Here is a 15,585-nt window from a genome sequence, read left to right as displayed (position 1 = left end):
TCCTGCCCTGAGCCCTTTCCGGCATTGTCCCTCCCCGGTCTTTCCCGCATCCGCATGACAGTGTCTGCGGCTTCGGATAACGCCCGTTCTCCTTCTTCTTTTGCTGAGCGAAGATGCATTTCTTTTGCTGGCGCAATCTTCACAGGGCGACGACTTGCCGCCTGCTGGCGGCTTCGGCCCGGCATCCGGGCCTGGTCGCCTGCGCAGAATATGGTACAATCTTTCATGTGGCTGCCGTGTGTCATTCGTCAGTACATGTATTTGGGGAAGATGCGCAGGGGAAGGAAATGGTATTCGCTGGCTGCATCTGTCGAAAGAAGCAAGCTGCGTGCAGGGCTTGCCTGCCATCCTTGTTATTTGTTGTGTTTCGTGGAGGGTAACGTATCTGGAGGAGTTTCCCTGCGGCTGAACACATTGCCAAGGGGGCAGGCGGGGGGCATCTGGAATTTGTCGGTATGCAGGTCAAAGGCAAGTACCCAGAGCCGGAGCGAGTCGGAAAAACAAAAAGGCTCGGACACGTTCGGGAACGCCTCGTGGTGCGGATAGACAAGGGCCATGTCGCCCTTTCCCCGCAAACAGACATGGCCGTAGGCGAACAGTTGGTAGACATCCTGCTGGCTGATGCCGAAGCGCGAAGCAGCATTGCCGACAAGTTTTTTCCATTTGCAGTCCAGCAGCCAATCCCTTTCCGCACGGCGGATGCGAATGTCGGGGCGCAAGGCAAAACAGGGGCGGCCCCCGCTGGTGCACAGCCAGTGCCCCTTGTCCTGTTCGTGCAGTCGCGCATCGGTCGCGATCTGTCGGCGCAGGCAGACGCCGACATAGCGCTCGAAAAGCGTTTCCATGGGAAAGAGCATGCTGATGCCGTGCCGTTGCCCGGCGAGGAAAAGCGGCATGTCCTGTCCGAGAATGAGCTCGCACCAGGGGCGTATGCGCTGATAGTGGGCCAGCAGGCGGGAGGTGCGCCACTGACGGAAGTCATCCGGCACGCAGCGGCTGGGCCGCACTTCCGCAAATGCGGCGCATAGGGGCATGGCGCGGCGACTGTTTTCCATGTCGCGCGAAACCGCTGCGCAGCGGTCAAGCGCGCTGCGCAAAAGCCTGTGCTCCGGGCTGTCCACGGAAAAGACATGGTGCCGGATGGGCAGGAGGTGTCGCCGCTGGGGCGGCTGGATGATATGCTTGCCCACATCCAGCCTGCCGCGCAGAAAGGGCCTTTCCTCTGCCAGGCGGTTGTAGGAGAAGCAAAGGCCCTTCCTGAGCAGAGCCTGCAATTCTTCCAGAAAGTGCCGGATCAGCCATTCCCGGAGCGGGCCGGGCGCCGTGCGGAGCGCGGCAGGGTCGCTTTCCCGGCAGGGCAGGCGGTACACGGCCCGCAGCATCTTCAGGAGCAGGCCGCGTTGTTGCTCCGCGCTTTCCGCGCCATCGGCCGTTTTCGGCAGGATTTCGATACTTGTGTCACGCGAGGTCTGGAGTAGGCCCACATAGTTGCACAGATGGAGCGTCGTCCGGTTCAGCATCCGCACAAGCGGCGCTTCGCCCGCCTGCCGCCGCTCATTGAGCCGGCAAAGCGCCTGGAAATCCTCCACTGGCACAGAAGCCCTGTCCAGCCGGGGATCGTCCACCGCCTCCGTGGTCAGGCGGGCAAATTCCGTGACTGTGATGATTTTCATTTCTTGGCAGTACTGGGAAGGCGCTCCATGACGGCCTTGATGTGGTCGTAGGTATTGCCTCGTAAATTGATACCATCAAACGAGGGGTCGAACGTAACAAGTTTCTTGCAGAATTGTATTTGATTTTCAATTTTTTTTGCTACTGTCTTGTCATAGATGGCACGATAGGGTGATCGCCCCGGAATGGAAAATTCGATAAAAATATTATTCCCGTATTCTTTGATTTGTGAAACCTTACCACACCGCATGGCCTCAGCCAACGATTCCGGCGGCGTAAAGGTCCGGGAGGATGCCTGCTCGCCGGGGGCGGCGTCGCCGTCCGCTTCCGTCCCTTCCGCTTCGCTTGCGGCGGTATCCGCTTCGGCCGCTTCCGTGCAAGTTGCGGCGGCGTCCACGATCTGCACATAGGAGGTCATGTGCCCGAGGGCGGTTGGGTTGAGCCTCCAGCCTGGTTCCGCCGGCGCGTATTCCGGCCCGAAAAGGTCGGCATCGTCATCGGCCGCCACCACGAACTGATGCGCCGTATCCGGCTTTTGCTGGTCATTGAGTACCAGCCGTATCTTCCGCCAGTCCTCAAAAAAGTATTCTTCGAGGAGTGGCAAGATGACATGCCGGAAGATGTCGGCAAGCTCACTCGTCGGCACATTGCCGTTGTGCAGCTTCATGAAGGGGGCATGTCCGAGGCAGTGTTCCTGGTCGATCAGGGCGGCGATGCGCCTGTTCATCGTTCTGAGGAGGTCGGCCACCGTATAGCCGGAGTCGCCCAGCAGCCTGCCCGCCAGCAGGTCGGGTTCCGGCGCGATCCGTTCAAAGGCGAAGCGGCGGCGCAGGGCGATGTCCAGCGCGGTCAGCGAGCGGTCGGCCGTATTCATGGTGCCGAGGATATACACATTGTCCGGCACGCCGAATTCCGTCCGTGAATAGGGAAGGCGCACCTTCAGGGCCTCTGCCGCGCCCAGACGTTTGGACGGCTCGATAAGCGTGATGAGCTCCCCGAAGATGCCGGCAATATTGCCGCGGTTGATTTCATCAATGATAAATACGCGGTTTTTTCGCCGCACGGATGACGAGGCAGGGGGCTGGGCGGGGAGATGTGCCCTGAGGATGCCGACGAGATCCGCCAAATTGATGTTTTTGAGCTGATAGACGGTACTGAGCGTCATCCGTATGCCGTTGTTGAGCTCCAGTATGTCCTGCCGGATATCCTTGACCAGCCAATGCACCTTGCGCAGGCGCTTGTAGGCCGGATACCCGTCATGCCATTCATATCCCCCGGTCACGATACCGATGGCGTCCGTCATGGATTCGCTGTAGCAGGACACGACAATGTCCCCTGTCCGCATCTTCTGGATGAACGCCTCCAGAACGCCCTTGCCGCCGGTCGTGAAGTCGGTCTCTTCCGTGATATCCTTGCCGTAGGCGTCCCAGCCTATCCTGATATGGTTGTTGGCAAGACATTCCGACCGGACAGGATTGTCGCCGGTTCCCGCCAGGGAGACTTTCCAGATGACGGGGGACGGATTCACGGCAATGCCGCCGAACACGGAAAACTCTCCGCGGAGGGATGTCGCGAAGGTCTCCGTTTCTGCCTGGTTGCAGAATTTTTTGAACACGCCGTCCACCACCCTGTAGCCGATCCTGCCCTCGGCCTCGCCTTCATCTTCGTCAATGACGGGGCGTATGCCTTCGATGAAGTCCTCATAGCTGTAGGACTGGTGAAAGGTCGTGAACTCGATGAGGCCCTGTTGGCGGTATGTCATGAAGCGTTCCCGCACCGCGGCGGGATTTTCAGCCTTCAGCTCTTCAAGGGGGCGTTCCTCGATGATGGCCACGGCATACAGGTATGTATGCCACGTCTTTCCCGTTCCGGGGGGGCCGTAGAGAATGAGATTCTTTTGCACCTGTTGCCTCCCTGCATGAGAGCAATGCGGGACCGCCGGGCCGATCTTCAGCCCGGCAAGGGCCTCTTGCAATTCCTCGCGCAATTTCCATGCATAATGCTTGCGGCCGTCGCCATTGCTGACGTAACGCCCGCGAAAGGGATGACAAAATAAACAGTTCTGTCACCATCCGTGTAGCCCGGTATATGGCGTGTTGCGCTTATGCGTCTGCCGAAGTTCATGCCCAGCGCGTTGTAATGCCGGGGGACTTGCCGCCCTGCCGGGCCATCTCCACGCAGGTCGCCTCGCCGCCTAGCCGCAGCATGGTGGTGAGCATGGACAGCGTCGCGGGCGTGGTCAGTTCCGGGTCACGCAGGATCTCCCGCCATTGCGCCACGGATATGTGCGGATCGTAGGCCGATGGCACGGGAAAGTAAGCATCATTGGATGACGTTTCTGTAGCGCGGTCCTGTTCGTCTGGCAGTGTGCCTCCTGCGACATGGCGAGGGCCGGAAAAGCGGACACTCCCGCGGCGGTAGGACTTCCATCCGTTTTTCCCATGCTTGCCCTACACGGCCCGCTGAGTCAACGATCCGCTCCGGTCAGTTTGCCCGAAGTCCGCATCTGCCGGCAAGGGCCGTGCCCGTTGCAAGAAGGGCTCTGTGGGCATGGATAGCCACGATGCTGCACAGCGCCTTCGACGCACGTTGTTGATGGGAAAAGGCATCATCCTCAGAGAGTAAAGACTGTATGCCATTCGGCGCTGCTGCCATGTGGCGTAGTCCGTCTCTTTACCGTACGGCGCCTGTGCTCTTTCGCTGTGCAGTACCCTCTTGTCTCGTCGTGTACGACACGCCTTTACCACTTGGTTGTCACGAATAAGGCGCGTTTGGGGAGAGGGGCGTGTGGGGGGAGCCTCCTTGGTGCGCTGGCAAAAGATTGCCCTTCCCCCAGAGAAAAAGTATCCGCGCGGCCATGTTCCTTTCCTGATATGTGAAGTCGGTCACTGACGTGGTGACGGCTGTCTGCTATCCAGCGAAGGGATTACGGAACAAGAGGCCGCATGCTGAAAAAGGACAGGAGCGGAGCAGGCAACAGGCTTCTGATTTATTCTTGTTATTTCTTGATACCGTGTGCTATCCTGAATCCGTGTATCGCTCTTGCCGTTATTGCAAGCAGGAAAACAGCGGCCTGGATCGTTCATGCAGGTGCACACTGGGAAATCAGATGATTTTTGTCGGGATATCATGTCCGTTCGAGGGGATAGAGTCACAGTACACGTCGTTAGCAATATAAAGGAGATAGGGGAGGGACTATGAAAAAAACTGTTTTCAGTGGCAGCCTGATCCTGGCCCTGGTGATCCTCCATGCGGGCCTCGCCCTGGCGGCGGAGAGCAGCCCGCTTGCCGATGCCATCGCCAAACAGCTTGAGATGGCGCCCCAGTCCATCGACATGCAGGCAAGCCCCGGCTATCTCGCTATCCCGGGCGGCCCGCAGACCAATATGCTGCTGGCGTTCGGCTGGGCCTTGTGGGTAGGCTGGATCTTTTCGACTGTGGGCGCTTTTGGCGGTGTGATGGCGGGCGTCGGTCACATGAGCGTCCATGGGCTCGGCGCCTATGCCAAATCCTTCGGGCAGACGCCGCTCAACAAATCCATCACGGACTCTGTCCGCGCTTCCAACCAGATGCTGGCAGGCCTGTCAGCGGCCCTGAGCACGTTCAGTTATTACCGGCTCAAGCGCATCGTCCTGCCTCTGGGCATCGCCCTGGGGCTGGGGTCCATCGTCGGCGCGTTCATGGCCGTCAAACTGACGGCCGGCAAGTTGAATTTTTCCTCCTATCAGGGCTACTTCGGCCTGTTCGTCCTTGTGCTGGGCTGTTATCTGATCTGGGAGACGTCTCCCGCCGGTCAGCGCTCCAAGGCCAAGGCCAAGGCTGCTGCCAAGGCTTTTGAGGAATCCGTCAGGGACAAGAGGGGCGACGGCGTCGCGGAGACGGGCGTGCGGCTGCGCAGCATCAGCCTGCGTCGCTGTGTGTTCACGTTTTGCGGCGTGGAATTCTCTTTCAACCCCGTCCTGCCGTTCGTGGGTGGTATCGTCATTTCCTCCATCGCCGCCTTCCTGGGCGTAGGCGGGGGCTTCCTGCTGGTGCCCTTCCTGACCAGCATCACCCAGCTGCCCATGTATCTGGCCGCAGGCACGTCGGCGCTGGCCGTCCTGGTCAGCATGATCACGGGCATCACGACCCTGCTGCTGCACGGGGTGACGGTGGACTGGTCGCTGGTGGGCCTGGAACTGGCGGGCATCGCCGTGGGCTCGCTGATCGGTCCCTACACTTCGCGCTTCTTCTCCGACATCTGGCTGAAGCGCCTGTTCATCGTCCTGGCGCTGTATGTGGGCACGGATTACGTCTTGCGCGGTTTCTTCAACTACCGTATTTTCGGCTAAACCGGTGGGGCAGGCCTGGCCTGCCCTTTTTCCATGCAAAACATACTGTTGTGGATAGATCCCTGGTGTGTCGCTCCCTATCGCTGGTTCCCGGATTCGCCGGAATGGAGCTACGCTGTGGGGACGTGTCTGCTGGCGGCCCAGGCCGCCCTGCTGGGCTTGCTGACCTTGCGGCTCGGGCAGCGCATGCACGCGGCGCGCCTCAGGAAGCTGCGGGACGACATGCGCCGCTACCACAGCCTGAGCGAGCGCGCGCTGCGCGAGAGCGGCAAGGAGGCCTACAAAGCCGTCAACCGGCAGGGGCATGAGGCTTTCGGCTATTATTTTTCCCTCAACGGTGCCCTGTGGGTGGCATCCCTGTGGCCGGTCCCTCTGGCTCTGGCCTGGATGCAGGCCCGTTTCGGTCTGATCGGCCCCAGCCTGCCGTTCTCCCTGCCGCTGCTGGGGGCGGAGCCGGGTTTCGTCTTTTGGTTCGTGGCTGCCTATATCCCCTGGCGTATCGTATGGGGGCGATTGTGGCCCGCGAGCACGCCGGACGGGCAGGAGCTCGTCCCGTAAGGCCTGGTCCCGGCTGCCTGCCGTGTGGTCTGGGGACGCGCTGGAGCCGAGGCTCCCGTCATGCAGGGCCGGGTTCCGGTCGTCGGGCTGTTGGGGGAGACGGCGTGTCGCAGGTGCGGTGCGGCGGGGATGGACGAAGCAAGCGGCAGCGCCGCCGTACGATCGCGTCTGACGTCCGGGTCGCGGCACGGGCAAGGGCCCCGGACGCGGCGCTTTCCTGTGTGCCTTGACAGCAGGCCCGCCATGCGCGGGCAGGAGTTCCCTATGGCATCACCCCCTGTTTATTCCCTGTGCGGTATGTGCAATACGCGCTGTCCGGTGGAGATCCACTGCGAGGATGGCGTGCCACGCTGGGTATGCGGCAACAGCCACAGCCCTTACGGGACGGCGTTGTGTCCGCGGGGAGCTGCGGCCCTGGCCCTGTATGCCGATGATGAGCGCCCGCAGGGGCCGCTGATCCGCGCGGGCGAGCGCGGGGCGGGCAAATGGCGTTCCGTGGGCTGGAACGAAGCCCTGGACTATGTGGCGGACCGTCTGAAAAAGATCATGGCCGCCTATGGTCCCCGCAGTCTGCTCTGGTCCGAACGGCCCGGGCCGTTTTCGGATATGAGCAAGGCGCTGTTGCGCGGCCTGGGCTCGCCCAATTACTGCACCCACGATGATGCCTGCGCCCATAATGTCAATCAGGCCTCTTTTTCCCTGACGGGCTACGGACGCAGCCAATGGATCTACGATTATAAAAATTGCCGCCACCTGGTGGTGCAGGGACGGAACTTGCTGGAATCGCTCAAGGTCGCGGAACTCAATCAGGTGCTGGACGCTCTGGAGGCGGGGTGCCGCATGACCTGCGTGGATGTCCGTCCCACGGTGACCGGGCTCAAGGCGCAGGAGAGCATCTGCATCCGTCCGGGGACGGATCTGGCGCTCAATCTGGCCGTGCTGCATGTGCTGATCGGTGGAGAGCTCTATGATGCCGCCTATGTGGAGCGCCACGTCCAGGATCTTGCCGTCCTGGCGGACTTCGTGCGCCCCTATTCCCCGCAGTGGGCCGAAAGCCGCTGCGACGTGCCCGCCGGCGTGATCACGCAACTGGCGCGCAGCCTGGCCGCGGCAGCGCCGCAGGTCATCTGGCATGGAGGCTGGATGAGCACGCGCTACCGGCAGTCCTTCATGATCTCGCGCACGGCCTATCTCATCAACGCCCTTCTGGGCGCGTTCGGCAGCAAGGGCGGGCTGCTGCTGGCGGCAGGGGCCAGGGATGCCGGGCGCAAGGGCCTGCGCTCCTTCACCTCGCTGTACGCGGCGCCACTGGACAAGCGCGCCGACGGCGTAGGCTGGGCGGAACCGGCTTTTGCCCCCAATTCCAGCCTGTTGCACAGGGCGTTCCGTGCCGTGGAGAGCGGCGAGCCCTATCCGGTCAAGGCCTATTTCACGCTCAAGCATGACCCGCTGAGCGCCATGCCCGACCCGGAACGCCAGAAAGCCCAGCTGGCCGGGCTGGAGCTGATGGTCTCGCTGACCTTTTCCTGGTCGGACACGGCCTGGTTCAGTGACGTGGTCCTGCCCATGCCGTCCTTTGTGGAGCGGGGCTCCCTGCTGCAGGCGAAGAGCGGGCGCAAGCCGTCCTTCGTTATGCGCAGCCCTGCGGCAGACATACGTTTCGACACGCGACCGGACTGGTGGATCCTGGGCCAGCTGGCTCGTCGCCTCGGTCTGGACGAGCTGGCCTTCGAGACCCTGGAAGCTGTCTGGCGCTTCCAGCTGGAAGGGACGGGCATCTCGGCGGGCGATTTCCGCTACGGCTCCGTGTCGCTGACGGATGCGCCCATCGACCTGGGGCCGCGCTTTGCGACGCCTTCCGGCAAGATCGAGGTCCTGTTCGGTCCCTGGAAGGAGGCCGGCCTGCCGTCGCTGTTGCCCTGGCAGGAAGTGGAGCGGCCTGGGCCGGGGCAGTTCCGGCTGATCGTGGGCCGCAATGCCCGGCATACCCAGTCGCACACCCAGAACAATGTCCTGCTGCACGACAGCCTGCCGGAAAATACCGCCTGGATCGCCGAGGAACGCGCCCGGGAACTGGGCGTACGGGACGGCGATCCCGTCCGGCTGGAAGGCGCTGACGGCAAGGGCGGCGAGATCCGGGTGCGGCTGGTGGCCGGCATGCATCCCGATGCCCTGTTCATGCTGCACGGTTTCGGCCATCAGCTCCCGGTGGAGAGCCGGGCCCGCCGCAGGGGCCTGGCCGATCAGGTCTTCATGTGCGGCGGCCTGGACAGGGAGGATGCCATGGTGCACGGCCTTGCCATGCAGGAGCATTTTGTGACCTTGCATCCTGTGATCACACGCAGCGCACAGGGGGGAAAGGAATGAGCAAAGCCACCTGTATCGCCTTTGATGAGAACCGTTGCGTCAGCTGCAAGGCCTGCGAGATCCATTGCCGGCAATGGCATGGCCTGTCTGTGCCCCTGTGCCGTCAGCTGACGGGGCAGCCTGCCATGCAGGAAGGCAAGGTCAGCCTGCCCCTGGGCTTCGTGACCTGCGTGCACTGCGCCCATCCGCCGTGCCTGCACGCCTGCAGATACGAGGCCATGTGGCTGGATGAGGAGAATATCGTCCACATCGACGAGGCCTGCTGTACGGGGTGCGGCGACTGCATGTCGGCCTGTCCTTATCATGTGCCGCATCTGGATCTGGTCAGCGGCAAGGTCTTCAAGTGCGATCTGTGCCACGACCGGCGCAAGGTCGGGCTGGAGCCCGTCTGCGTGGCGGGCTGCCTGGGAAGGGCCCTGCATGTGACCAATGACGAGGAGGCACATCGCAAGATAAGCCGGCAGACCATCCGCTGGATCAAGAGCCTGGCGGACGATCTGCCGGAATGACGGGTCGTCACCGCTATCTTCCCGCCACAGGGCGATGTTCGGGAAAGGGGGCGCTGCCGCACGGGCAGGCCCCCTTTGCTCTTTCCGGGCGCCGGCTTTGTTGGCGCCCGACAGGCGCGAAACAAAAAAATACCCGCTAGGCGTGTGGAGACGACGGGTCGTTTCCGGGCTGCCCTTCCGCCTGTCGGCAGCCGTGGCGGCAGGACAGGGCCGACGCCGGGCGGACAGGATGCCGGGGCAGGGCGTCAGGTGCCGGACAGCGGAGCAGGACGGTGGCAGGCAAGAGGACTGCGGCCGGCCTGCAGGCTCACGGCTGCGGGGCAAAGAGCGCCGTCAGGCGGGGGAGCGTCTCTTGGTGGCTGCGGACATGGCGGTCGCGCAACGTCCCGTGCCGGCGTGCAGACGGCCCGGATGGCACCGCCGTAGCGGCAGCGGCGACCGTGCAGGGATTCTTGCCGGACGATCCCTGCCGGGGACGCGAGGTGCCGGGACACGGCCCTGACGGAAAGCTGCGCCGGCGGCATGGCGGCAGGCCCCGTCTGTTGCGGCAGATCAGTGCGTCGAGACTTCCTTTTCCTCCACCACGGGCGGTTCCTCGTCATCCAGCGTCACGAGATAGTAATGCTGTCCGCTGCTGTCCTTGCCCAGATGCTCCTGGAGCACGGGCAGCATGGCCTGCAGCAGGGTGCGGAAATCCGGGTCCTGTCCCGTACAGCGGACTTCCGTGCGCCAGAGGTTCTTGCCGCGCTTGCCGTCGGCCGTCCGGGTGCAGCCTTCCAGCAGCAGGCCGGCATGGTAGAAGACCTTGGTCCATGTGTCTTCCTCCCGGACCCAGTAGGTGTGGCGGAAGCGCCCCCTGCCCCAGGTGTGGGGAACGTAGCTGACAGTGGTGTAGATGCGCACGTCGGGTTCGCTGATGCCGAAGCTGATGAAGACCAGATTGCTGTCCTTGCCGTCGGTTTTTCCGGCCTGTTCCAGGGTATAGCCGCGCGCCGCGAAGCAGGGCTCGATCTGGGTGACCACGGCCTGGAGGGTCAGGTCATCGTCGGCCATGCCCGTCACGCCGGGCCGGGCTTCATAGACGGGCCCGGCCTCATCCGCCTGATCCGAGCGCAGGGAATCCACGGCGACGTGGTACTTGGGCGCGCAACCGCCCAGCCAGGACAGGAGCAGCAGGCAGAGCAGGAGCAGACTGGCGGAGCCGGGAAGGGTGTGGGGACGGTTCATGCGGCACCCCCTGTGAGATGCGTTACCGTATGGTACCGAGAGCTGCGAGGCAGGAAACGCCTGTCAGGAACACGGCCAGCAGCAGGGTCAGCAGCTTGCCGCCGGTGGAGATGCGGCGCGGGACCACCCGCATCTTCAGGGCCACCATGCCCTGGAGGATGCGTTGCAGGGGCCAGAGCACCGTCAGCAGGAGCCCGCCCGCGCAGATGAGGATCATGCCCTTGACGCCCCGGACGTCCAGCAGCTGGAGGAAGCCTTCCTTCCAGGTCAGCTGCTGCTGGCTCATGGCCCTGCTGATCTCGTTGATGCGCTGCTGGGAATCCGCCCCGATGAGGGTCGAGCTGGCAGTGGCCATGCCGCCGATGAGCAGGAAGACCAGCAGGAGGAAAAGGCCGGCCGAGCCCATGATCCAGGAGGCGTGCTGGGCCTCGTCATCAGCGCCTTCCCTGCGTGCGCTGTTGCGTACCGTGAAGGCCAGCAGGGGCGTGATGATCCAGAGCAGGAAACTCAGGTTGGACAGGGGCGTGGCGAACAGGGCCACGAGTAACAGGAAGTACAATCCCCAGAGCAGGCGGGGATTGTGGATGGCAGCGGACATGGCAGATCCTTGCGGGAAGCACGGGTTGGAAAGGGGCTGACGCACAGGGCCGCGAGCGGGGACGCGCAGTCCCCGGAACGGTCAGGGCGCTCGCGGACGGCAACGGGCATGGCCCGGGCGGATGGCCGCATCCGCCGCGAAAGAAAGACCTTCTTTTTGGATAGCATGATGCCTGCCGCTCTGCCAGAGGAAAAAACCTGGCCGGGCGGCCGGGGCTACCCCTGCGTACAGGGGGCGTCCCGCTGGATGACGGGCGGCCGGGGGGGACCGTCTGTTCCATGCAGGCAGGGGCATGGTTCCCGGCGGGCCAATGAGCGCGTCTGGCCCGGGTCTGTCCCGTACGGGCAGGCGTTGCGGAACGGCGCAGGCAGGCGATCCCCTGTTGTGCCCTCAGCGTGCGGACGCGGCAAGGGGCGGTGCAGGCCACGAAATTGTTGTCGCCTCCTGTCCGCAGGTCAGGCTGGCGCGGCGCGGACAGCCGACGCATGCTGGCGTGACCTGCCTGCGGCTGCCGTGCTGCCCGCGGCCGGGGGACAGTAGTTACCGCGGACCGGGAGGTGCGCATCACGCCGCGTACAGTCAACGGGCAGGGGGCGGCCCGTCTTCACGGCCCGCGCCCGCAGGCTCAGGCCTGCTCCGGCAGCGCGTCGTGCGGGAAGATGTGCGGCAGTTCCTCCGGCGGGAAGATGCCTTTCAGGCAGCCGCCGTCGAACAGCAGCAGGCGGGAGGCCAGGCGACGGGCCTGCGCCGGACCGTGCGAGACAAGGATGATGGCATAGCGTTCCGCCAGGCTCAGGAGCAGGTCTTCGATAAGGCGGGTACTGGCCGGGTCAAGGGAGGCGGTGGGCTCGTCCAGCAGCAGGATCTGGGGCTCAAGGGCCAGGGTCCGGGCCAGGCAGAGACGCTGCTGCTGGCCGCCGGAAAGGGATGTGGCGGGTTCGGCGAGGCGGTCATGGACTTCCGGCCACAAGCCGACGCTTTCCAGACTGTGCCGGGCCCGTTCCCGGGCCTCTTCCAGCTCCAGGCCCGCGGCCAGCTGCAGGGGCAGCAGCAGGTTCTGGCCGATGCTGGCCGGCAGCACATTGGGCGTCTGGAAGACCATGCCCACCCGGCGGCGCAGGCGGGAGAGGGCTTCTTCGCCGCGCAGCAGGCTGATATCCTGCAGGCGCCCGTCCAGAAAAAGTTCCACCCGCCCCTGCATGCGGCTGTCTTCCGCGCAGTCGTGCAGGCGGTTCAGGCAGCGCAAAAAGCTGGTTTTGCCGGAACCGGAACGCCCCAGCAGGACGCTGATGCCGGGGCGCGGCAGTTCCAGGTCGATATGGTGCAGGATGTCGCGCCCGCCGAGCTGCAGGCACAGGTCATGGATGCGGACAAGAGGGGTCATCGCGGTCCTCCCGAAAGATTCAGGGGCGTCATGTCGGGCTGGCGTTCCCGGCGGAAGCGTTCGTGCAGCCACCAGGCGAGCAGCAGCAGGCTGCCGGAAAGGGCCAGCAGGGTCAGGGCCGCACCGAAGCCCCGTTGCAGTTCTTCCGGCGTCTGGTACTGGGCGGCCGTGTAGTAGATGAAGAAGGGCAGGGCCTCGAAGCGCAGGCCCAGGCCGGCGGGCAGGCCCGCATTGGCCACCACGCCGGTGAGCAGGATGACGGCCGTGTCTTCGGCGGAACGTCCCAGCGCCAGCATGACGCCGCTCAAGATGCCGCGGCTGGCCTGGGGCAGCAGCAGATGGCGCACGGTCTGGCCGTGGCGCAGGCCCAGGGCCGCGCCGCTCAGACGCAGGTCGGCCGGCAGGCTCTCCAGGGCTGTGCGCGTGGTCACCACCAGGGCTGGCAGAACCAGCAGCGCCAGACAGCCGCCGGCCAGCAGCAGGCCGGAGCTGGCCCCGGCAAAGCCCAGACGGTGCAGGAAGAGGATGAGGGTGAAGCCGAAGATGCCCATCACGATGGAGGGCACCCCGGCCAGGACGTCCATGAGGCTGTTCAGGATGCGCTGCATGCGCGGGGGCGCGTATTCGGCCAGATAGACACCGCAGCCGATGCCGGGCAGCAGGGCCAGGGCCATGGTGATGCCCAGCAGGCAGAGGGTGCCCAGACAGGCGGGCCAGATGCCGTCCCAGATGGGGAAACGCCCCAGCAGGGCAGGCCAGAGCGGTGCGTCGCCCACCAGCAGGGCCGCATCCAGCGCGGGCAGGCCCCGCCAGAAGAGGAAGGCCAGCAGGGAGAGGACACAGACGCTGCACAGCAGCCCGGCGCCCCGGGACAGCAGGCACAGGCCCGCCGGCGCGGCCTGACGCCAGAAGGCGGGCACGGACGGCAGCAGGGCCTCGCTTCTCTTTTCCAGACGGCGCAGCACAAGGCTGACGCCGGTACTGATGCAGAGCAGGAACCCCCCGGCCACGAAGAGGGAGTTGTAGGCCGGGCCGCCCACATCCGTGGCCGTGACCAGTCCCATGTGGGCGGTCAGGGTCCGCAGGCCGGCGAACAGGTTTTGCGGCAGGTGCGGGGCATTGCCGCTGAGCATGAGCGGGATGAGGGTATCGCCGATGGCCCGGCCGAAGCCCAGCAGACCGGCGGTCAGCAGCCAGCGACGGGCAGCCGGCAGGGCGAGGCAGGCCAGGATCCTGTCACGGGTCATGCCCAGCGCCAGGGCGGGCAGGAGCAGGCGGCGCATCTGCTGGCCCAGGGCCACGTCCATGACGAGGACCATGGTGGGGCTGATGAGCAGGGCCAGCACGCAGGCCGCGGACAGCCAGCACAGTCCGGAGCCCTGCCCGGCGGCTTCCCTGACCAGGGGCGTGAGCAGAAAGACGGCGGCAAAGCCGTAGACCACCGTGGGGATGGCGGTCATGAAGCGTATCAGCGCCGTCAGCCAGCGCCGCCAGAGGGAGGACGCCGGGGCCTGCAGGGCGCAGGCCAGGCCCAGGGACAGGGGCCAGGCCAGCAGCAGGGCGGAAAAGGAGAGGATCAGGGAACCGGCCAGCATGGGCAGGATGCCGAAATCCTTGGGCGGCAGCCAGACCCAGGAAAAGATCAGCCCGCCCTGGGCGCTCCAGAGCACGGGCAGGGCGAAACAGCCCACCAGGACGAACAGGGCGCCGGTGGACAGGGCGACAAAAAAGGCGCAGAGGCGCGGTAGGGTACCGCTGCGGCACAGGGAGAGAACAGCCATTGCGGGGATCCCGGCGGGGCGGCCCGGGCCGCCCCGCGTCGTTGTACGGGTTATTTATTGGCGGCCGGTGGGGATATAGCCGCTCTTTTCGATGATGGCGCTGCCTTCAGGCGAATAGATGTAATCGATGAAGGCCTTGGTCAGACCGGCGGGCGCGCCCTTGGTGTTCATGTAGAGCAGACGGGTCAGGGTGTAGGCGCCGGAAGCCGCGTTTTCCTGCGAGGGGACCATCTTGTCGAAGGTCAGGGCGGCCACGCTCTTGTCCACATGGCCGATGCCCACATAGCCGATGCCCAGCTTGTCCTGGCCGATGGCCGTCTTCATGGCGCCGTTGGAGTTGACCACATTGGCGGAAGCCGCGATGGAGCCCTTTTTCAGGGCCTTTTCCACAAAGACTTCGCGGGTGCCGCTGCCGTCTTCGCGGGTGTAGAGGGTGATGGGGGCGTCGGCGCCGCCCAGGGCCTTCCAGTTGGTGATCTTGCCGGCAAAGATGTCCTGGGCCTGCTGGGCCGTGATGGCGCGCACCTTGTTGGCCGGGTTGACCACCAGGGCCACGCCGTCGATGGCAAAGGGGAAGCTCTGCAGGCCGTACTTGGCGATCTCCTTTTCCTTGAGGGCGCGGCCGGTATTGCCGATCTGCACCAGGCCTTCGCCCACCTGCTGGACGCCCACGCCGGAGCCGCCGCCGGCCACGGTGATGCGGATATCGGGATTGGCGGTCATGATGTTCTTGGCAGCGCCTTTCATGACCGGGATGTGGGCCGTGCCGCCAGCGATGTCAAGGGTGCCGGAAAGGCCCTTGAAGCTGTCCAGGGGGGCGGCCTGGGCCGCCACGGTGAAGATCAGGCCCGCCATCAGGACGGGCAGCAGGAAACGGCAGGTTTTCATAACAACCTCTGCGCTGAAAATGTGGGCTGTTGCGGGAACAGCGAAGGACGCGCCAGGCGCGTTGCCTCGGGCCGGAAACCGGCTGGAGGATACGGACGTCCCCGCGGCAGGAGCCGCGAGAGGACGCCCCGGAAGCATACCGGGACACATCATTCAGGCGAGGTGCGGAAAAGCGGAAGGGGGCGATGCCGGAGCGGCATCTATTTCGGGGTGCTTGCCCGGAAAGGACGCAGGCTGCCCGAAAGCCGGCAGGCCTGTCCGTTTCCGGCAC

The 15,585-nt window shown here is 64.5% G+C and carries 13 protein-coding genes; 4 read left to right on the top strand and 9 right to left on the bottom strand.

Annotated elements, in window-relative coordinates; translation table 11 throughout:
• The 4 genes from Q1X76_RS02735 to Q1X76_RS02720 form a co-directional block, all read right to left on the bottom strand.
• The coding region (locus tag Q1X76_RS02735; RefSeq protein ID WP_300717969.1) for a hypothetical protein at positions 1-227 on the bottom strand (227 nt) is incomplete at its 3' end.
• Positions 228-353: 126 nt separating this feature from the next.
• Complete coding sequence (locus tag Q1X76_RS02730) at positions 354-1,625, bottom strand: McrC family protein (protein WP_300717968.1); 1,272 nt, start codon at positions 1,623-1,625, stop codon at positions 354-356.
• 44 nt (positions 1,626-1,669) lie between these two features.
• Positions 1,670-3,574 carry an AAA family ATPase gene (locus tag Q1X76_RS02725; protein ID WP_300717967.1) on the bottom strand — a complete coding sequence of 635 codons (1,905 nt, stop codon included), beginning with the start codon at positions 3,572-3,574 and terminating at the stop codon, positions 1,670-1,672.
• Between the two features lie 217 nt (positions 3,575-3,791).
• The gene (locus Q1X76_RS02720; RefSeq protein ID WP_300717965.1) at positions 3,792-3,980 is read right to left on the bottom strand and encodes a hypothetical protein; all 189 of its coding nucleotides are present in this window, start codon (positions 3,978-3,980) and stop codon (positions 3,792-3,794) included.
• An 888-nt stretch (positions 3,981-4,868) separates the two neighbouring features.
• Here Q1X76_RS02720 and Q1X76_RS02715 point away from each other — a divergent pair.
• The 4 genes from Q1X76_RS02715 to Q1X76_RS02700 all read left to right on the top strand — a co-directional run bounded on the left by Q1X76_RS02715 (position 4,869) and on the right by Q1X76_RS02700 (position 9,436).
• Positions 4,869-6,002: a sulfite exporter TauE/SafE family protein gene (locus Q1X76_RS02715; RefSeq protein ID WP_300717964.1), complete on the top strand. Its 1,134-nt coding sequence runs from the start codon at positions 4,869-4,871 to the stop codon at positions 6,000-6,002.
• 33 nt (positions 6,003-6,035) lie between these two features.
• The gene (locus tag Q1X76_RS02710; protein ID WP_300717962.1) at positions 6,036-6,560 is read left to right on the top strand and encodes a hypothetical protein; all 525 of its coding nucleotides are present in this window, start codon (positions 6,036-6,038) and stop codon (positions 6,558-6,560) included.
• Between the two features lie 264 nt (positions 6,561-6,824).
• Positions 6,825-8,927 carry a molybdopterin-dependent oxidoreductase gene (locus Q1X76_RS02705; protein ID WP_300717960.1) on the top strand — a complete coding sequence of 701 codons (2,103 nt, stop codon included), beginning with the start codon at positions 6,825-6,827 and terminating at the stop codon, positions 8,925-8,927.
• On the top strand, positions 8,924-9,436 hold the full coding sequence (locus Q1X76_RS02700) for a 4Fe-4S dicluster domain-containing protein (protein ID WP_300717958.1): 513 nt from the start codon (positions 8,924-8,926) through the stop codon (positions 9,434-9,436). The genes Q1X76_RS02705 and Q1X76_RS02700 overlap by 4 nt, the downstream gene beginning before the upstream one ends.
• Before the next feature lie 552 nt (positions 9,437-9,988).
• On the opposite strand, the gene Q1X76_RS02695 is transcribed toward Q1X76_RS02700, so the two are convergent.
• The 5 genes from Q1X76_RS02695 to Q1X76_RS02675 form a co-directional block, all read right to left on the bottom strand.
• Positions 9,989-10,663, bottom strand: a complete 675-nt coding sequence (locus tag Q1X76_RS02695; protein ID WP_300717956.1) for a hypothetical protein — start codon at positions 10,661-10,663, stop codon at positions 9,989-9,991.
• 22 nt (positions 10,664-10,685) lie between these two features.
• Complete coding sequence (locus Q1X76_RS02690; RefSeq protein WP_300717955.1) at positions 10,686-11,261, bottom strand: hypothetical protein; 576 nt, start codon at positions 11,259-11,261, stop codon at positions 10,686-10,688.
• Positions 11,262-11,886: 625 nt separating this feature from the next.
• Entirely contained in the window at positions 11,887-12,645 is a 759-nt protein-coding gene (locus Q1X76_RS02685) for a phosphate ABC transporter ATP-binding protein (RefSeq protein WP_300717953.1), read from the bottom strand.
• Positions 12,642-14,426: an ABC transporter permease subunit gene (locus tag Q1X76_RS02680; RefSeq protein WP_300717951.1), complete on the bottom strand. Its 1,785-nt coding sequence runs from the start codon at positions 14,424-14,426 to the stop codon at positions 12,642-12,644. The genes Q1X76_RS02685 and Q1X76_RS02680 overlap by 4 nt, the downstream gene beginning before the upstream one ends.
• A gap of 54 nt (positions 14,427-14,480) precedes the next feature.
• Complete coding sequence (locus Q1X76_RS02675; RefSeq protein ID WP_300717949.1) at positions 14,481-15,314, bottom strand: phosphate ABC transporter substrate-binding protein; 834 nt, start codon at positions 15,312-15,314, stop codon at positions 14,481-14,483.
• Positions 15,315-15,585: the final 271 nt, after the last annotated feature.

It is taken from the genome of uncultured Desulfovibrio sp., assembly GCF_949282365.1.
Classification (GTDB): Bacteria; Desulfobacterota; Desulfovibrionia; order Desulfovibrionales; family Desulfovibrionaceae; genus Desulfovibrio.
Note: the sequence above shows the minus strand (reverse complement) of the source record. Positions and strands in the feature narration are given on the sequence as shown.

Excerpts from the sequence above, each read along its gene's own strand:
- Q1X76_RS02715 (WP_300717964.1), top strand. The coding sequence starts at position 4,869 with ATGAAAAAAACTGTTTTCAGTGGCAGCCTGATCCTGGCCCTGGTGATC.
- Q1X76_RS02710 (WP_300717962.1), top strand. The coding sequence starts at position 6,036 with ATGCAAAACATACTGTTGTGGATAGATCCCTGGTGTGTCGCTCCCTAT.
- Q1X76_RS02705 (WP_300717960.1), top strand. The coding sequence starts at position 6,825 with ATGGCATCACCCCCTGTTTATTCCCTGTGCGGTATGTGCAATACGCGC.
- Q1X76_RS02700 (WP_300717958.1), top strand. The coding sequence starts at position 8,924 with ATGAGCAAAGCCACCTGTATCGCCTTTGATGAGAACCGTTGCGTCAGC.
- Q1X76_RS02695 (WP_300717956.1), bottom strand. The coding sequence starts at position 10,663 with ATGAACCGTCCCCACACCCTTCCCGGCTCCGCCAGTCTGCTCCTGCTC.
- Q1X76_RS02690 (WP_300717955.1), bottom strand. The coding sequence starts at position 11,261 with ATGTCCGCTGCCATCCACAATCCCCGCCTGCTCTGGGGATTGTACTTC.
- Q1X76_RS02685 (WP_300717953.1), bottom strand. The coding sequence starts at position 12,645 with ATGACCCCTCTTGTCCGCATCCATGACCTGTGCCTGCAGCTCGGCGGG.
- Q1X76_RS02680 (WP_300717951.1), bottom strand. The coding sequence starts at position 14,426 with ATGGCTGTTCTCTCCCTGTGCCGCAGCGGTACCCTACCGCGCCTCTGC.
- Q1X76_RS02675 (WP_300717949.1), bottom strand. The coding sequence starts at position 15,314 with ATGAAAACCTGCCGTTTCCTGCTGCCCGTCCTGATGGCGGGCCTGATC.